At 35.3% G+C, this 15,608-nt stretch carries 18 protein-coding genes; 12 read left to right on the top strand and 6 right to left on the bottom strand.

What is annotated here, in order from left to right:
- The first annotated feature begins 42 nt into the window (after positions 1-42).
- The 12 genes from LNQ34_RS05785 to LNQ34_RS05730 all read left to right on the top strand — a co-directional run bounded on the left by LNQ34_RS05785 (position 43) and on the right by LNQ34_RS05730 (position 7,899).
- Positions 43-720, top strand: a complete 678-nt coding sequence (locus LNQ34_RS05785) for a Crp/Fnr family transcriptional regulator (RefSeq protein ID WP_070907939.1) — start codon at positions 43-45, stop codon at positions 718-720.
- A gap of 93 nt (positions 721-813) precedes the next feature.
- Positions 814-1,410 (top strand): peroxiredoxin-like family protein, encoded by a 597-nt coding sequence (locus tag LNQ34_RS05780; protein ID WP_202703409.1) that lies wholly within the window; start codon positions 814-816, stop codon positions 1,408-1,410.
- Between the two features lie 6 nt (positions 1,411-1,416).
- Complete coding sequence (locus tag LNQ34_RS05775) at positions 1,417-1,875, top strand: YHS domain-containing (seleno)protein (RefSeq protein WP_229998938.1); 459 nt, start codon at positions 1,417-1,419, stop codon at positions 1,873-1,875.
- Positions 1,876-1,879: 4 nt separating this feature from the next.
- Positions 1,880-2,269: a DoxX family membrane protein gene (locus tag LNQ34_RS05770; protein WP_070907936.1), complete on the top strand. Its 390-nt coding sequence runs from the start codon at positions 1,880-1,882 to the stop codon at positions 2,267-2,269.
- Between the two features lie 2 nt (positions 2,270-2,271).
- Positions 2,272-2,760: a DinB family protein gene (locus LNQ34_RS05765; RefSeq protein ID WP_202703407.1), complete on the top strand. Its 489-nt coding sequence runs from the start codon at positions 2,272-2,274 to the stop codon at positions 2,758-2,760.
- Positions 2,748-3,458 carry an NRDE family protein gene (locus LNQ34_RS05760; RefSeq protein WP_229998937.1) on the top strand — a complete coding sequence of 237 codons (711 nt, stop codon included), beginning with the start codon at positions 2,748-2,750 and terminating at the stop codon, positions 3,456-3,458. Before LNQ34_RS05765 ends, LNQ34_RS05760 begins: the two co-directional genes overlap by 13 nt.
- A gap of 10 nt (positions 3,459-3,468) precedes the next feature.
- Positions 3,469-4,503, top strand: a complete 1,035-nt coding sequence (locus LNQ34_RS05755; protein ID WP_229998936.1) for a D-alanine--D-alanine ligase — start codon at positions 3,469-3,471, stop codon at positions 4,501-4,503.
- Positions 4,504-4,506: 3 nt separating this feature from the next.
- Positions 4,507-5,163, top strand: a complete 657-nt coding sequence (locus LNQ34_RS05750; protein ID WP_202703404.1) for a hypothetical protein — start codon at positions 4,507-4,509, stop codon at positions 5,161-5,163.
- A 28-nt stretch (positions 5,164-5,191) separates the two neighbouring features.
- Positions 5,192-6,169, top strand: a complete 978-nt coding sequence (locus LNQ34_RS05745) for a M20/M25/M40 family metallo-hydrolase (RefSeq protein ID WP_202703403.1) — start codon at positions 5,192-5,194, stop codon at positions 6,167-6,169.
- Between the two features lie 36 nt (positions 6,170-6,205).
- Positions 6,206-6,883 carry an SDR family NAD(P)-dependent oxidoreductase gene (locus LNQ34_RS05740; protein ID WP_229998935.1) on the top strand — a complete coding sequence of 226 codons (678 nt, stop codon included), beginning with the start codon at positions 6,206-6,208 and terminating at the stop codon, positions 6,881-6,883.
- Positions 6,884-6,910: 27 nt separating this feature from the next.
- Entirely contained in the window at positions 6,911-7,267 is a 357-nt protein-coding gene (locus LNQ34_RS05735; protein WP_229998934.1) for a four helix bundle protein, read from the top strand.
- A 35-nt stretch (positions 7,268-7,302) separates the two neighbouring features.
- Positions 7,303-7,899: a SprT-like domain-containing protein gene (locus LNQ34_RS05730; protein WP_202703400.1), complete on the top strand. Its 597-nt coding sequence runs from the start codon at positions 7,303-7,305 to the stop codon at positions 7,897-7,899.
- Between the two features lie 118 nt (positions 7,900-8,017).
- Here LNQ34_RS05730 and LNQ34_RS05725 read toward each other — a convergent pair whose 3' ends face one another.
- From LNQ34_RS05725 to gcvP, 6 genes are all read right to left on the bottom strand, one after another.
- Positions 8,018-8,779, bottom strand: a complete 762-nt coding sequence (locus LNQ34_RS05725; protein ID WP_202703399.1) for an ABC transporter ATP-binding protein — start codon at positions 8,777-8,779, stop codon at positions 8,018-8,020.
- Positions 8,776-9,525 (bottom strand): MlaE family ABC transporter permease, encoded by a 750-nt coding sequence (locus LNQ34_RS05720; RefSeq protein WP_202703398.1) that lies wholly within the window; start codon positions 9,523-9,525, stop codon positions 8,776-8,778. Before LNQ34_RS05720 ends, LNQ34_RS05725 begins: the two co-directional genes overlap by 4 nt.
- A gap of 80 nt (positions 9,526-9,605) precedes the next feature.
- A complete protein-coding gene (locus LNQ34_RS05715; RefSeq protein ID WP_229998933.1) occupies positions 9,606-10,454 on the bottom strand; it encodes a glycosyltransferase family 2 protein in 849 nt (282 codons plus the stop codon).
- An 88-nt stretch (positions 10,455-10,542) separates the two neighbouring features.
- Positions 10,543-11,070 carry a methyltransferase gene (locus LNQ34_RS05710; RefSeq protein ID WP_202703396.1) on the bottom strand — a complete coding sequence of 176 codons (528 nt, stop codon included), beginning with the start codon at positions 11,068-11,070 and terminating at the stop codon, positions 10,543-10,545.
- A 211-nt stretch (positions 11,071-11,281) separates the two neighbouring features.
- Positions 11,282-12,340: a 3-oxoacyl-ACP synthase III family protein gene (locus LNQ34_RS05705; protein WP_089077652.1), complete on the bottom strand. Its 1,059-nt coding sequence runs from the start codon at positions 12,338-12,340 to the stop codon at positions 11,282-11,284.
- 327 nt (positions 12,341-12,667) lie between these two features.
- Positions 12,668-15,517 carry an aminomethyl-transferring glycine dehydrogenase gene (gene gcvP, locus LNQ34_RS05700; protein WP_229998932.1) on the bottom strand — a complete coding sequence of 950 codons (2,850 nt, stop codon included), beginning with the start codon at positions 15,515-15,517 and terminating at the stop codon, positions 12,668-12,670.
- Positions 15,518-15,608: the final 91 nt, after the last annotated feature.

The following is a 15,608-nucleotide window of genomic DNA, read 5'->3' as shown; positions in this document are numbered from 1 at the left end:
TTGGATTTTAATTTCGTTATATTTACAGAAATAAACTTTTTTATGTACGAAGATTTAAAATACTGGTATTTGCGGGACCACAAATTGTTTCGAACTTTGAGTTACTCGCAGATCAAGCAATTGTGTATTATCACAGGTTTTAAAAAAGCGTCAAAAGGAGAGATTATTTACTTTTCTACTTCAGATTTACCCCGTATATTTTTACTCAAAAAAGGGAATATTAAAATCGTATCGATCGATGAAGAAGGTAATGAAACCATAAAAGACATCATTCAGAAAGGAGATTTATTTGGAGAACTGACTTTGGAAACGGATGCCAAGAATGAAGAATATGCAAAAGTACTTTCGGACGATGTTGCGATTTGTAGTTTCCTGATGTCAGATTTTGAAGATTTATTGTTGAGAAATCCAACGCTCGCACTTTCGTATACCAAATTTGTCGGTTTGAAAATGAAACGGATTAAAAACAGTTATGCCAATTTAGTTTCTAAAGATGCCAAAACCAGATTGTATCAGTTTCTTAAAGACTGGGCCGATAAGGAAGGAGTAGCGGAAGGGAATTCGGTAACGATGGAAAACTATTTGACCCAGAATGATATTGCACAAATTATTTGTACTTCAAGACAAACGGCAACCCAATTGTTGAACGAGATGGAAACGAATGAACTGATACATTACAATAGAAAAGAGATTGTTATTGTTGATATTACCAAAATCTAAATTATTTTAGGCTAAGTGTAAATTAGCCGACATTTGCCTTTTTCATACCACCGTAATTTTACATTATCAAATTAAGATGTAAAAGTAAAAATTATGAAAAAAGTATTTTTTATTGCTTTAGTAGCCTTATGTACTGTTGCTACTGCGCAAAGTTCGCTTCCTAAAATGGCGACCGATATTGCTCCTTTATTAATAGGAGAGAAAATTCCAAATACCACATTAAAATCAGTTGAAAATGCAGCAGTAAAAATCTCTGATTTGCTTGAAAAGAAAAAAACGATTTTAGTTTTCTATCGCGGTGGCTGGTGCCCTTATTGTAATATGCACCTGCAGGCGTTAGCTGAAGCAGAGAAACAAATTCTGGATCTTGGATATCAGATTATTGCAATAAGTCCTGATGCTCCGGAGAATTTAAAAATTACAGAAGAAAAAGATAAAGTAAAATATACTTTGCTTTCTGATTCTGAAGGAGAATTTACCAAAGCGATTGGAATTGCTTATGAAGCTCCTGAAAACTATAAATCAGTAATTAACGTACATTCTAAAGGAGTCAATAAAAGTTTCTTACCCGTTCCGTCAGTTTTTGTTGTGAATCCAAATGGTGAGATTGCATTCGAGTACATTGCTCCTGATTTTAAGCATCGCATTTCGACTGAATTACTCGTTTCAGTATTAAAAAACCTAAAATAAAACAAGATGAAAAAGCTGTTATTTTTTGTATTGATTTTGGTTTCGGGTATTTCATTTGCTCAGAATGATGCGAAAAGATTAAGTCAGTACAATCTGGAAAATAAAGTAGCGATTCAGGGCTACGATCCTGTGGCCTATTTTAGTCCGGGAAAAGCGATTAAAGGGAAGAATGAATTATCAGCTTCTTATCAGGGGGTGATTTATAAATTTTCTTCAAACGAAAATAAACAGGAATTTTTTAAAAATCCCTCAAAATATGAACCGCAATACGGAGGCTGGTGTGCCTATGCTCTGGGAAGTTCCGGAGATAAAGTGGAAATAAATCCGGAAACGTTTAAAATTATCGACGGTAAACTCTATTTGTTTTACAATGCCTATTTTAATAATACTTTGAAAAGCTGGAATAAAAATCAGACCAATCTGAAAACGCAGGCCGACGAGAACTGGAAAAAAATAAACAGGTAACAAGATGGAAAAATCAGAAAAAATAATCTGGGCTTTAAGGATTATAGCGGCTGGAATTTTGTTGCAAACCTTGTTTTTTAAATTCAGCGGAGCAGAAGAAAGTATTTATATTTTTTCGACTTTAGGAATTGAACCATACGGAAGAATTGGATCAGGAATAGCCGAATTGGTTGTTGCGATTTTAATTTTAATTCCAAAAACAACATGGATTGGAGCTTTGGGCGGATGTGGAGTGATGGCGGGTGCTATACTATCTCATTTATTTGTTTTGGGAATTTCAGTTCAGAATGATGGAGGCTTACTTTTTTTACTGGCCCTTATCACCTTATTATGTTGTTTAGGATTACTTTATTTCAATAAAAGTAAATTGTTTAATCTTCTAAATTTAAAATAGCCATGTTACTAAAATCAATACGCCACAGTTTAGATGAACTCGATGATCTGTTAGGTCAATTGACAGATGCAGATTATGCAAGACCTTGCCCTGCTCTCCATAATGCAACAATTGGCGAGCATTTACGACACATTCTGGAAATGTTTATAGGTCTGGAAAAGGGTTACAATTCAGGAGTTGTAAATTACGATAACCGCGAGAGAAATATTCGAATGCAAACGGAAACTGCTTATGCAAAAGAACTTATAGCGGGAATAAAAGCAGATTTGAAAAGTGAGAACAAAACCATTTATCTAGAACAGGTAATAGATGGGCTCGCTCTTAGAATTCAAAGCAATTATTACAGAGAATTGTTATACAATCTGGAGCATTGTATTCACCATCAGGCTTTGATCAAAGTGGCCGTTATGCCGTTTAAAGATGTTTTGATTCATGAGAATTTTGGGGTGGCCCGTTCCACTATAGAATACAGAAAACAATGTGTACAGTAAGTTTCGTCAACCATAACGGAGTGGTAATGATTACTTCAAATCGGGATGAAAAAGTAATCCGTCCAGAAGCTATTGCACCCAGAAACTATTGCCAGAACGGTAAAACTATTATGTATCCAAAAGATTCAAAAGCGGGAGGGACGTGGTTTGCCGTAGATAAAAATGGAACTGTGCTGGTACTTTTGAATGGAGGTACAGAGAAGCATAGGATTTCATTTTTGTATAGAAAAAGCAGGGGACTGATTGCTCTCGATATGATTTCGAGTTTGTCGCCCAAGGATTTTTGGGATGAAATTAATCTGGAAGATATCGAACCGTTTACATTGGTTTTGTATCAGAATGAAGAATTGTACGAACTGATTTGGGATGGTCTGGTAAAAATTAAGACATTGTTGGAGAGTTCAAAGAATCACATCTGGTCATCGGTTACTTTGTACCCTCCGGAAATTAGAAAGAAACGCTCCAATTGGTTTTTTGAATTTTTAGAAGGTAAGGATGAAATCTTCTCTACCGATATGTTAGATTTTCATAAAAACACTCGGAATGATGATTCTGAAAACGGATTGGTCATTAATAGAGAAAATGTTTTGAAAACACTTAGCATCACTCAGGTTGTAATCAAGCAGAATAAAGGTACTATGAAGTATTACGATTTAATTAAAACAAAGGAGTTCTCGACTTCTTTTATAAGTATTTAATGTAGTAAAGATGAAACTATTTTTTCATAAAGTAACCAATTGGGAGTACTGGCCTTTTAAAGTGCTGTACGTTCCTATTTATTTCCTTTGGGCCTATTATGCCATCAAAGCAAGATCAGTATTCTTCTTTAATGCGTCTAATCCGAAGATAAAAAACGGCGGGTTTATAATGGAAAGTAAAAAACAAATTTATGATTTGCTTCCCAGAGAATGTTATCCCAATACTATTTTGATCAAAGAGAATACGGGGCTAAATAATATTGTAGAAAAAATAGTCGAAAACAGAATTTATTTTCCTTTAATTGCTAAACCTGATATCGGTTTAAGGGGGTCCGGTGTGAAAAAAATAAGAAATGTTTTTGAGTTGAGTGAATATGCCGGTAAAGCAAATTTTGATTTCTTATTGCAGGATTTGATTCCATTTAAAAATGAAGTTGGTATTTTTTACGTGCGTCATCCACACGAAAAAGAAGGCAAAATTACCGGAATTGTTTCGAAAGAATTTTTAATTGTTACCGGTGATGGAATCTCAACGATTGAAGGGTTAATCTGTAAAACGCCAAGATTTCAATTACAGCTTGATGTTTTAAGAGAGGAATACGGAGATCAGTTGCAACAGGTTTTGAAATATGGTGAAAGAGTAAATTTGGTTCCTTTCGGGAATCATGCTCGTGGCGCAAAATTTTTGGATGGGAGCGATTGGATCACGCCAAAGTTAACCGCAATGATTGATAAAATTGCTAAAGAGGTTCCGGAATTTTACTTTGGGCGTTTTGATATTATGTACAACACTTTCGAAGAATTAGAACGCGGAGAAAAGTTTCAGGTTGTAGAACTTAACGGGGCAGCCAGTGAACCCACGCATATTTACGATCCGAAACATTCTGTTTGGTTTGCCTGGAAAGAACTGGCAAGACACATCACTTATATGTATGAGATCAGTGCTGCGAATCATAAAAAGGGAGTCCCATATCTGAATTACAAAGTTGGAATCCGGGAATACAAACTGCATTTGACTCAGAACAGTAAGATTGTAAATTTTTAAAAAATGAAAAGGTTAAAGAATATTTCAATCGGATTTTTGGTGAGCTTCATCGGATCGATCCCATTAGGATATTTAAATGTAGTGGGTTTGGAGATTTATTCAAAATCAGGACTTTTTAATTTGGTTTTCTTTCTGTTCGGAGTCATTTTTGTAGAAAGTTTTGTCATTTATTTTACTTTGCTTTTTGCCAGAGAATTAATCGGTAATAAAAAATTAATGAAGCTAATTGATTTTTTTGCTATCGGATTTATGTTTGTTCTGGCTTTTGTCTTTTATTATGGGTTTCATCAAACCGACAAGTCAAACGATAAATTAAGGGAGTATTTAGGGTATTCGCCATTTGTTATCGGAATGATTTTAAATTGTTTCAATTTTTTACAACTGCCTTTTTGGACGAGCTGGAATCTGTATTTGCTTAACGGAAAGCATATTGTCGTAGAAAAAAAGTTAAAATATTATTATATTGCAGGAACTTTGATTGGTATTTTTTTTGGGATGTTAAGCCTGATTGTGGTTTTACAGACTATTTTTGAAAAAAGTAATCCATTATCAAGGTACGTGATGCCTGTTTTTATTCCCGTATTTTTTATGGTTTTAGGGACTATTCAGGTATTTAAAGTGTATAAAAAATATTTTAAATCGACTGCTTTAGAGGTTTAGCTCCTGAAGCACAATTAAATCATTCTTTATGAAAAAACTTTATTTTCTACTTCCTTTTGTTTTTCTGGCCTGTAAATCAAATCCCGTTACAGTAAACACTACATCTTCAACAGCTGTTTCAAAACCTATTGAAGTTGTCTATAAAGTAAAAGAATCTGAAGTTTCAGATTTTCTGAAAGAACTGTCTTCCGATGAGATGGAAGGTCGTGAAACAGGTACAAAAGGTATCGAAAAGGCAGCCGCTTTTTTAGAAAATTTTTTAAAAAAGAACCATGTGGGACCTTATTTTACTGCTTATAAAGACACATTGACCAACTTTAAAACACCAGCCTATAATATTGTGGGAGTGATAGAAGGAACCGATCCTGTGCTGAAAAAAGAATTCGTGGTCCTGAGTGCGCATTACGATCACATCGGATTAGAGAAAAAACAACAGGCAGACGTTGTTTTTAACGGAGCGAATGATGATGCGTCCGGAGTTACAGCAGTTGCAGAGATGGCAAAGTATTTTAGCGAAACAAAATCAAACAAACGCAGTATTCTTGTTGTGTTTTTTGCCGGAGAAGAAAAAGGACTGTTAGGTTCTAAAAGCCTCGTGCAAAAACTTAAAAAGCAAAATTTTAATTTATACGCACAATTGAATATCGAAATGATTGGTGTACCTATGAAACGGGATTATTTAGCCTATATTACCGGTTTTGATAAAACCAATATGGCTGTGAAAATAAATGAATACACGGGTAAAAAGACTATTGGTTTTTTACCAAAAGAAGCAGAATACAAGCTGTTTTATAGATCTGATAATTATTCTTTTTATGAGGCCTTCAAAAAGCCATGTCAGTCTATAAGTACTTTCGACTTCGAAAACTTCGACTTTTATCACCATGTTTCAGACGAATTTAAAGTAATGGATATTCCACATATGACTTCTTTTATTCAGGAGTTTCTGCCGGCAGTGACCAAAATTGCAATCACACCTGCAGAAGAAATTACGATGAATAAATAATTCTGTCCTTTTATTCGATTTGCTTATTTTTGCTTTATGAAAAATATTATTGTTACCGGAACCAGTCGTGGAATTGGTTACGAATTGGCATTGCAGTTTGCTAATGCAGGCCATCAGGTTTTGGCAATTTCGAGAAAAACACCTCAGACACTTTTGGAGCACCAAAACATTAGTTGTTTGTCAATAGATCTGTCTGATGAAGCAGCTTTACAAGAAGTAGATCAATTTCTTTCGTCTTCCTGGAAGAGAGTGGATGCAGTGGTTCACAACGCAGGTGCATTGTTGTTAAAGCCTTTTGCTGAAACCACTCAGTCCGATTTTGAGAGTATTTATAAAGTGAACGTTTTTGCGGTTGCCAACTTAACCCGTATTTGTCTTCCTTATCTTCAAAGTGGAAGTCATGTGATCACAATCAGTTCTATGGGCGGTGTAAGAGGAAGTCTGAAATTTGCAGGTTTAGCTACTTATAGTTCCAGTAAAGGAGCTGTAATTACTTTGACCGAATTACTGGCGGAAGAATATAAAGAAAAAGGAATTTCATTTAATGTTTTGGCACTGGGCTCCGTTCAGACCGAAATGCTAAATGAAGCTTTCCCGGGTTATCAGGCGCCAATATCTGCCGAAGGAATGGCAACCTACATTTATGATTTTACGCTCAACGGAAATAAATATTTTAACGGAAAGGTTTTAGAAGTTTCATCCACGAATCCGTAGTTAATTATGAAGTATGAATTTTGAGTTATGAGTGAAAGTATTATTAAAATTAAAAGTTTTGAACTAGCAGTTAGAGGAGTTAATTTTTATAAATACTTAATTTCTGAAAAGAAAGAATTTATAATGAGTAAACAATTTTTACGTTCTGTTACTTCAGTAGGAGCAAATGTTCGTGAAGCTATTAATGCACAAAGCAAAGCTGATTTTATACATAAATTATCAATTTCTCAAAAAGAGTGTGACGAGTCACTGTATTGGTTAGAGCTTTTACGGGCAACTGATTATGTTTCGATTTTAGAGTTTGAATCCATGCACAATCAATGTGAGGAAGTGTTGAAAATTATCAAAAGCATCCTAATTACATCAAAAAAGAATCTGAACTAGAATTAATAACTCATACTTTATAATTCATAATTATTTTGAGCGAAACTTTAGCTAAATATATACCGGAGCATGCTGTAAGGCCTGTTTTTGATTTGATTGTTGCCAATCAGGTTCATCTGAAAATCGTGAATGAGCGTCAGACGCGTCATGGGGATTACAGAAGAGGGCCTAGTGGTAAACATGAAATTACGGTGAATGCAAGTTTGAATAAATATCGTTTTCTGATCACGCTGATTCATGAAATTTCGCATTTAGTGGCGTTCGAAAAGTTTGGCAGAAATATTAAACCTCATGGAAATGAATGGAAGTTTACCTTTCAAAGAATGATGGTTCCTTTTATTCGTCCTGAGATTTTCCCAAGTACTTTATTGCCGTTATTGGCCCGGCATTTTAAGAATCCGTCAGCAAGTAGTGATACGGATACCACCTTGTCTTTGGCGTTAAAACAATACGATTCGGACAACGATAAGAACTATGTTTTTGAAATTCCCTATGGAAGTGTATTCAAGATTAAAAATGGTAAAGTATTCAAGAAATTGGCCGTTAGAACCAAACGTTTTGAATGTATCGAAATTAGCTCAGGAAAAACATACCTGTTCAATCCAAATGCCGAAGTGGAGTTAATGCAATAAAATGCCAATTTTTTTAATTCCAAATCCCAAATTTCTTGGGAAACTCAATAAAAAATTCCAAATTCCGATACTTATAAAGTTGGAATTTGGAATTTATTTTTTTTAGAATTTTAAAATCTTATCCTTTCAAATAGGCTTCGCGTACTTTTTTAAACAGATTGGAAGAATAGACGAATTTCACAATGGCTTCGTTATCTGTTCTGAAGATTTCTTCTTTAGTTCCCTGCCATGCTTTAACTCCTTTTTTTAAGAATACAATATTCTCACCAATTTCCATTACCGAGTTCATATCGTGAGTATTAATAACTGTAGTAATGTTGTACTCTTCTGTAATTTCTTTGATCAGATTATCAATCAGAGTAGAAGTATTGGGGTCCAGACCGGAGTTGGGTTCATCGCAAAATAAGTACTTCGGATTGTTTACAATAGCACGTGCAATTGCAACACGCTTCTGCATTCCTCCCGAAATTTCAGACGGTAATTTTTTATGGGCATCAATTAAGTTTACTCTTTCCAAAACAAAATCAACACGTTCTTTGATTTTAGCTCTGTTGTCGTTAGTAAACATTTTTAACGGGAATGCTACATTTTCTTCAACGGTCATCGAATCAAATAAAGCACTTCCCTGAAAAACCATTCCGATTTCAGTTCTTAATTCTCTTTTTTCATCCGGATCCAGTTCTGAATAAACGCGGCCATCAAATTCAATAGTTCCATTATCAGGAGTATGAATTCCTAACAGGCTTTTTAATAAAACAGTCTTTCCGGATCCACTTTGTCCAATAATTAAGTTCGTTTTTCCAGTTTCAAAAACGGTCGAAACACCTTTCAGAACTTTGCTGTCGCCAAATGATTTTTCTAAATTTTTTACTTCTATCATGATCCTAGTAACAATTGTGTTAGTATATAATTAAAAAGAATGATTGAAACCGAGGTCCAAACAAACGATACCGTACTGGCCTTACCTACTTCTAGTGCTCCGCCTTTCATATAATAACCGTGAAAAGAAGGAATGGTAGCCAACAGCATAGCAAATATTAGAGTTTTAATAAAAGCATAAACGATGTGAAAAGGAATGAATTCTATTTGGGCTCCAATTATAAAGTCATTGCTGCTCGTAAAACCTCCGTAAACACCTGCCAGCCATCCACCAAAAATCCCCAGGAACATACTGATTCCAATCACAAAAGGATATAATAGTAAAGCAATAATTTTAGGGAAAACAAGATAGTTAAGAGAGTTTACTCCCATAACTTCCAAAGCATCGATTTGCTCTGTAACACGCATAGTTCCGATGCTTGAAGTAATAAAGGATCCCATTTTTCCGGCCATAATTACCGAAATAAAAGTAGGAGCAAACTCCAAAATCACAGATTGACGTGTAGCAAAACCAATTAAATATTTTGGGATTAAAGGATTAGTTAAGTTTAAAGCCGTTTGAATCGCAACAACACCTCCAACAAAGAAAGAGATAAAGCAAACGATACCCAGAGAGTCAATAATTAAATCATCAATTTCTTTAAAAATTAATTGTCGCATAACAGGCCATTTGGTCTGTTTATTGAAAATCTCTTTCAGCATTAAAAAATATTTCCCAACCTGGGATAAGTAACGAATTAGCATCATAGTTTTACAAATATTGGCTAAGGTAAAAAGAAGTTATGAGTTTTGGGTTATGAGTTAAGTCTTTTCGGTTGGTTTCCGAATCAAATTAACTTTTCTTTCATTTTTTGAAAGCGGTAATTTCTAATAAATTTAGCTTGTTCCGGAGTAACGAGTAATGGCGTTTTTGCTTTTTTTGCTTTCCAGAATCCACGGATATAATCCAAAAAGAGAAATGGTTTTTTCTTCATCATGGCCAGTTTAGCCGATGCAATTGCGGTAATCCAGAAACCATATCCTAAAGTATAAAATGCTTCGCCTTGTTTGTATCGGGCGGTTTTGTTATAGTTAGCACCCGTTGGTTTCAGATGTTTTACGTGTAAAGTAGTGTCAGTGACAATTTTCCATCCGTAATATTTACAAAGCAGTTCGTCTACAGTGTCCCAGCCCATAGCAGGTTTTAAACCGCCAATTTGCTGAAATGTTTCCTTGCGATAGGCTTTGAGTGCTCCACGAATATGATCTTTATCAGTAAGGTTTTCTAAAACCCAGTCTCCATTTTTTTCAATATAACAAAAACCTCCCGCCATTCCGACTTTTGAGTCAGACTGAAAATGTGCGATAATAGTTTCGAAATAATTGGAAGGAAAAATAAGATCACCGTCTATTTTTACCATAATATCATAGTCGGAATCCAAAGTTTCAAAGCCTTTCTGAAACGCCTGAATCACTTTACTTCCCGGCATATGAATCGCATCGGATGTTTTGTTTACAACAGAAATAAAAGAATTTTCTTTTGCAAAATCCAGTACGATTTCTTCGGTTCGATCTGTTGAATTGTCATTTACCACAACAACTTTTGAGGGTAAAACAGTTTGTGAAACCAAAGACTGTAAGGTCAAGCCAATTAAATCCTGTTCGTTGTGAGCCGGAATGACGATGTAATACTTCATTTTAAGAATTTTAGATTTTAGATTTTAGATTTTAGATTCTGTGAAAGTCATCTAAAAATCAAAAATCAAAAATCGTTAATCAGCAATCTTAGTTCTTAACTTTTTCAGCTACAACTATATAGTATCTAGGTGTGAAATATCTCAATAAAGGTCTGAAACCAAACTTTTTTACCGGATGTGTAAATTTTTGACGATCGGTAATTTTCCAGCCTGTTTTTTCTAAAAGCCAATCCAATTGCCAGTCTTCAAATTCATGATAATGTCTGTCCCACATATCAGTTTTAGAACGATATGCAGATGAAAACCATAAACGCAACGGAATTGATATTAACAATTTATCACATTTTACATTTTGCAGAATGGTATAAGGATTAAGCAAATGCTCGAAAATTTCAAAAGCGGTAAAAACACTATATTCTTCCGTTTGTAAAGCCGTTTGATCGTTGTCCAGATCTTCACCTTTTGTATTTTTTACAGTATAACCATTTTCTTCCATTATCTTAGAGAATGGATTTGGTACACCAAAATCAAAAATAGTCTCTGATGTTTTAACGTGTTTTTGTAAAAATTCTAAAGTAAGTTTGAATCTTTTATTGGGAAACGTTTTTTCGTACATAGTCATTGCGAGGAACGAAACAATTTCTCGTTCTTGATTTTATAATTAGGTCGCAAATATACTAAAAAAAGTCCGCACCATAGGATACGGACTTTTTTAGTTTACAGTATGCAGTCGCAGTTTACAGTCGCAGTTTACAGTCACAGTATTCAGTGACAGTATTCAGTATACTGCAAACTGCGACTGCATACTGTAAACTGCGACTTAAAAACTAATATCTGTACACAAAAGCATTGACATTCATTCCTGCTCCAACAGAGGCAAAAATAACAACATCACCTTTATTTATTTCGTGATTTTCCAGTTTACCCTGAATCAATAAATCATAAAGAGTTGGTACTGTAGCAACACTGGAATTTCCTAAATCATGTATGCACATTGGCATAATGTTTTCGGGAGGTGTTTTTCCGTATAGTTTATAAAAACGGGCAATAATGGCTTCGTCCATTTTTTCATTGGCCTGATGAATCAGAATTTTTTTCACTTCATCAATGGATATTCCACTTTTATCAAGACAGCTTTTCATCGCACATGGTACCTGACTTAAGGCAAATTCGTAAATTTTACGCCCGTACATTTTGATGTATTTAATGTCTGGATCTAAATCAGGGTTGTATGATTTTCCAAAGAATAGGTAGTTGGCTTCATCAGTTGCAAAAGTGGCACTTTCATAAGATAGTAATCCTGCTTCATCATCAGAAGCTTCTAAAATAGAAACACCTGCACCATCTGAATAAATCATTGAATCACGATCGTGATCGTCAACCACTCTTGAAAGTGTCTCAGAACCAATGACCATCACTCTTTTTGCCATGCCTGATTTTATAAAGGCATTCGCCTGCAGGACACCTTCAATCCAGCCCGGACAGCCAAAAATAATATCATAAGCCACACATTTAGGATTTTTAATTCCTAGTTTGTTTTTTACACGCGTGGCTAAACTTGGAAGAATATCAGTTTGATGGGTTCCTGCTTTTACGTCACCAAAATTATGTGCGTAAATGATGTAGTCTAAGGTTTCGCGATCTATTTTAGCATTTTCAAGAGCTTTTTCGGAAGCAAAAAAGGCCAAATCAGATGAGGTATGTTGGTCTTCGGCATAACGACGATTTTCGATACCGGTGATGCCTTTGAATTTTTTTATTACAACTTCGTTAGGGTAACCAAAAGGAGTTCCGTCCTCATTTAAAAAAACATGATCACCAAAGTCAGTATTGCTTACTTCTTGAGTAGGAATGTAACTTCCTATACCTATTATTTTTATTTTCATTATTCCTTTATTGTCCGGTAAATTTAGGGCTAAAGTATAAATAAAATCATGATAACTATCATAAAAAATACTATGCACGCATATAATTGAGGAATAATAATTTTTTGGGAGATATATTGGTTATTTTATAATGAATTATAGATTTTAGCGAGATTTCAAACGTTTGCGATCGGCGGTTTACGAGTGTGATTTTTCTCTTAGAGTAAAAAGTGTTTTTTGATTTGTTATAAATGAAACATAAGTAGGAAAATGTGTTGAAATAAAAAATCCGACAGGTTTTTAAAACCTGTCGGATTTGGATATTATATTAAAAGAAAACCTTAGTTTTTAGTTTTCCATATAAGCTTCAATAGGAGCACAGCTGCAAACTAAATTTCTGTCTCCGTACGCGTCATCTACACGACGAACTGAAGGCCAGAATTTATTGTCGGCAATGTATTCTAATGGGTAAGCTGCTGTTTCTCTCGAATAAGGGAAATCCCAAGTGTCAGCAGTTAACATCGCTAATGTATGAGGTGCATTTTTTAATACATTGTTTTTATCATCAGCTGTTGCAGCTTCAATTTCTTTTCTGATTGAGATAAGCGCATCACAAAAACGATCTAACTCTGCTAAATCTTCAGATTCTGTAGGTTCAATCATTAAAGTTCCGGCAACCGGGAAAGAAACGGTAGGAGCATGGAAACCATAATCCATTAAACGCTTCGCGATATCACCAACTTCAATTCCGTTTTCTTTAAACGAACGGCAATCTAAGATCATTTCGTGAGCTGCTCTTCCGCATTCTCCTGTATAAAGGATTGGGTAGTGCCCTTCGAAACGTGTTTTCATGTAGTTAGCGTTCAAAATAGCATGTTCTGTAGCACTTTTTAATCCTTCACCACCCATCATTGTGATGTAGCCGTAAGAAATTAAACATACTAAAGCTGATCCGTAAGGTGCAGAGGAGATAGCTGTTATCGCTTGTTCACCACCTACTTTAAGGATTGGGTTTGTTGGTAAGAAAGGAACCAGTTTTTCGTTCACACAGATTGGTCCAACTCCAGGTCCACCGCCACCGTGAGGAATAGCGAATGTTTTGTGTAAGTTTAAGTGACAAACGTCAGCACCAATTGTAGCCGGGTTAGTTAAACCAACCTGAGCATTCATATTAGCACCATCCATATATACTAATCCGCCATTGTCGTGGATTAATTTAGTAATTTCAATGATTGAAGATTCGAAAACTCCGTGAGTAGAAGGATAGGTTACCATTAAACAAGATAAATCATCTTTATGTTCGATCGCTTTTTCTCTTAAATCCTCTACGTCAATGTTTCCTTCAGGAGTAGTTTTGGTTACAATGATTTTCATTCCGGCCATAGCTGCAGAAGCAGGATTGGTTCCGTGAGCTGATGAAGGAATCAAACATACATTACGGTGACCATCGTTTCTTGACATGTGGTAAGCACGAATAGCCATTAAACCGGCATATTCTCCTTGCGCTCCTGAGTTAGGCTGTAATGTTGTTCCCGCAAATCCGGTAATTACATTTAACTGCTGCTCTAATTTTTTAAGCATGGTGATGTAACCTTCTGCCTGTTCAACTGGTGCAAAAGGGTGAATGCTGTTCCAGTTAGGCATTGATAAAGGAAGCATTTCTGAAGCTGCGTTTAATTTCATTGTACAAGAACCTAATGAAATCATCGAATGATTCAATGATAAATCTTTACGTTCTAATTTTTTGATGTAACGCATCAACTGACTTTCTGAATGATGATTGTTGAATACATCATGTGTTAAGAAAGGAGATGTTCTTTCTAATGAAGCCGGTAACTGACTTGCCTCAGATAATTCAGAAACGGTAAAAGTTTCTTTTCCTAAAGCTTCAGCAAAAATGGCAATAATTTGGTTGATGTCTGCAATTGAAGTCGTTTCGTTGAATGAAATCGAAATGGATTCGGCATCAGGATAGAAGAAGTTTACTTCGTTTTTCTCCGCAACAGCTTTTACTTTTTGTGCGTCAGCTTTTACTAAAATAGTATCAAAGTAAGCAGTGTTGGTTTGGTAAACGCCTAATTTATTTAAAGCTTCAGCAGCAGTAACCGCCGATGCATGAACTTTGTTTGCAATGTATTGTAACCCTTTTGGTCCGTGGTAAACCGCGTACATTCCGGCCATAACCGCTAATAATACCTGAGCAGTACAAATATTTGAAGTCGCTTTTTCACGTTTAATGTGTTGCTCACGAGTTCCTAACGCCATACGTAACGCACGGTTTCCGTTTACATCGATCGAAACACCAATGATACGGCCCGGCATAGATCGTTTGTATTCTTCTTTAGTGGCAAAGAATGCAGCATGAGGTCCGCCATAGCCCATTGGTACACCAAAACGCTGTGAAGTTCCAACCACTACAGCAGCTCCCATTTCTCCAGGAGAAGTTAAAGCAGCTAATGATAAAATATCAGCAGCGAAGGCAACTTTAATTTCATTTTCTTTTGCTTTAGCAACAAAAGCGCTGTAATCGCTTACCTGACCATATTTTCCCGGGTACTGTAAAATAGCTCCGAAAAATTCATTTGAAAAATCAAATGTTTCATGGTTTCCAACCACTAATTCAATTCCAACCGGAGTTGAACGTGTTTGAAGAATAGATAAAGTTTGTGGTAAAATTTCTTCAGAAACAAAGAATTTGTTTGTATTGTTTTTCTTTTGGTCACGTGTACGAACGTCAAATAATAACGCCATAGCTTCTGCGGCAGCAGTTCCTTCATCTAATAAAGAGGCATTGGCAATTTCCATTCCAGTTAATTCAATAACCGTAGTCTGGAAATTTAAAATAGCTTCAAGACGACCTTGAGCAATTTCAGCCTGATAAGGAGTATAAGCTGTATACCATCCCGGGTTTTCAAAAATGTTTCTTTGAATTGGAGCCGGAACGATTGTTGGATGGTAACCCAAACCAATATATGATTTGAATACTTTATTTTTCTTTCCTAATTCCTGAATATGGTTGGCAAACTCATACTCCGTCATAGCCGGATCTAAGTTTAATGGTGCTTTTAGGCGAATATCATCCGGAAGGGTTTCATAAACAAGTTGTTCGATCGATTCAACTCCGATAGTCTGTAACATGTGTTGAAGATCTGTTTCTCTTGGACCAATGTGTCTTAAAGCAAAAGCATCTGTTTTCATATAGTAGTAAAAGTGTTGTTTTTTAGTCGCGCAAAATTAAGTATTAATAATAATTTAATGCACATTTTTAACTTCATTTTTTGTGAAATTT

This window comes from Flavobacterium lipolyticum, from assembly GCF_020905335.1.
Lineage (GTDB): Bacteria > Bacteroidota > Bacteroidia > Flavobacteriales > Flavobacteriaceae > Flavobacterium > Flavobacterium lipolyticum.
This window is presented reverse-complemented; position numbering and strand designations above follow the sequence as displayed.

Coding starts and splice junctions, on each gene's coding strand:
- LNQ34_RS05785 (WP_070907939.1), top strand. CDS start 43: ATGTACGAAGATTTAAAATACTGGTATTTGCGGGACCACAAATTGTTT.
- LNQ34_RS05780 (WP_202703409.1), top strand. CDS start 814: ATGAAAAAAGTATTTTTTATTGCTTTAGTAGCCTTATGTACTGTTGCT.
- LNQ34_RS05775 (WP_229998938.1), top strand. CDS start 1,417: ATGAAAAAGCTGTTATTTTTTGTATTGATTTTGGTTTCGGGTATTTCA.
- LNQ34_RS05770 (WP_070907936.1), top strand. CDS start 1,880: ATGGAAAAATCAGAAAAAATAATCTGGGCTTTAAGGATTATAGCGGCT.
- LNQ34_RS05765 (WP_202703407.1), top strand. CDS start 2,272: ATGTTACTAAAATCAATACGCCACAGTTTAGATGAACTCGATGATCTG.
- LNQ34_RS05760 (WP_229998937.1), top strand. CDS start 2,748: ATGTGTACAGTAAGTTTCGTCAACCATAACGGAGTGGTAATGATTACT.
- LNQ34_RS05755 (WP_229998936.1), top strand. CDS start 3,469: ATGAAACTATTTTTTCATAAAGTAACCAATTGGGAGTACTGGCCTTTT.
- LNQ34_RS05750 (WP_202703404.1), top strand. CDS start 4,507: ATGAAAAGGTTAAAGAATATTTCAATCGGATTTTTGGTGAGCTTCATC.
- LNQ34_RS05745 (WP_202703403.1), top strand. CDS start 5,192: ATGAAAAAACTTTATTTTCTACTTCCTTTTGTTTTTCTGGCCTGTAAA.
- LNQ34_RS05740 (WP_229998935.1), top strand. CDS start 6,206: ATGAAAAATATTATTGTTACCGGAACCAGTCGTGGAATTGGTTACGAA.
- LNQ34_RS05735 (WP_229998934.1), top strand. CDS start 6,911: ATGAGTGAAAGTATTATTAAAATTAAAAGTTTTGAACTAGCAGTTAGA.
- LNQ34_RS05725 (WP_202703399.1), bottom strand. CDS start 8,779: ATGATAGAAGTAAAAAATTTAGAAAAATCATTTGGCGACAGCAAAGTT.
- LNQ34_RS05720 (WP_202703398.1), bottom strand. CDS start 9,525: ATGATGCTAATTCGTTACTTATCCCAGGTTGGGAAATATTTTTTAATG.
- LNQ34_RS05715 (WP_229998933.1), bottom strand. CDS start 10,454: ATGAAGTATTACATCGTCATTCCGGCTCACAACGAACAGGATTTAATT.
- LNQ34_RS05710 (WP_202703396.1), bottom strand. CDS start 11,070: ATGTACGAAAAAACGTTTCCCAATAAAAGATTCAAACTTACTTTAGAA.
- LNQ34_RS05705 (WP_089077652.1), bottom strand. CDS start 12,340: ATGAAAATAAAAATAATAGGTATAGGAAGTTACATTCCTACTCAAGAA.
- gcvP (WP_229998932.1), bottom strand. CDS start 15,517: ATGAAAACAGATGCTTTTGCTTTAAGACACATTGGTCCAAGAGAAACA.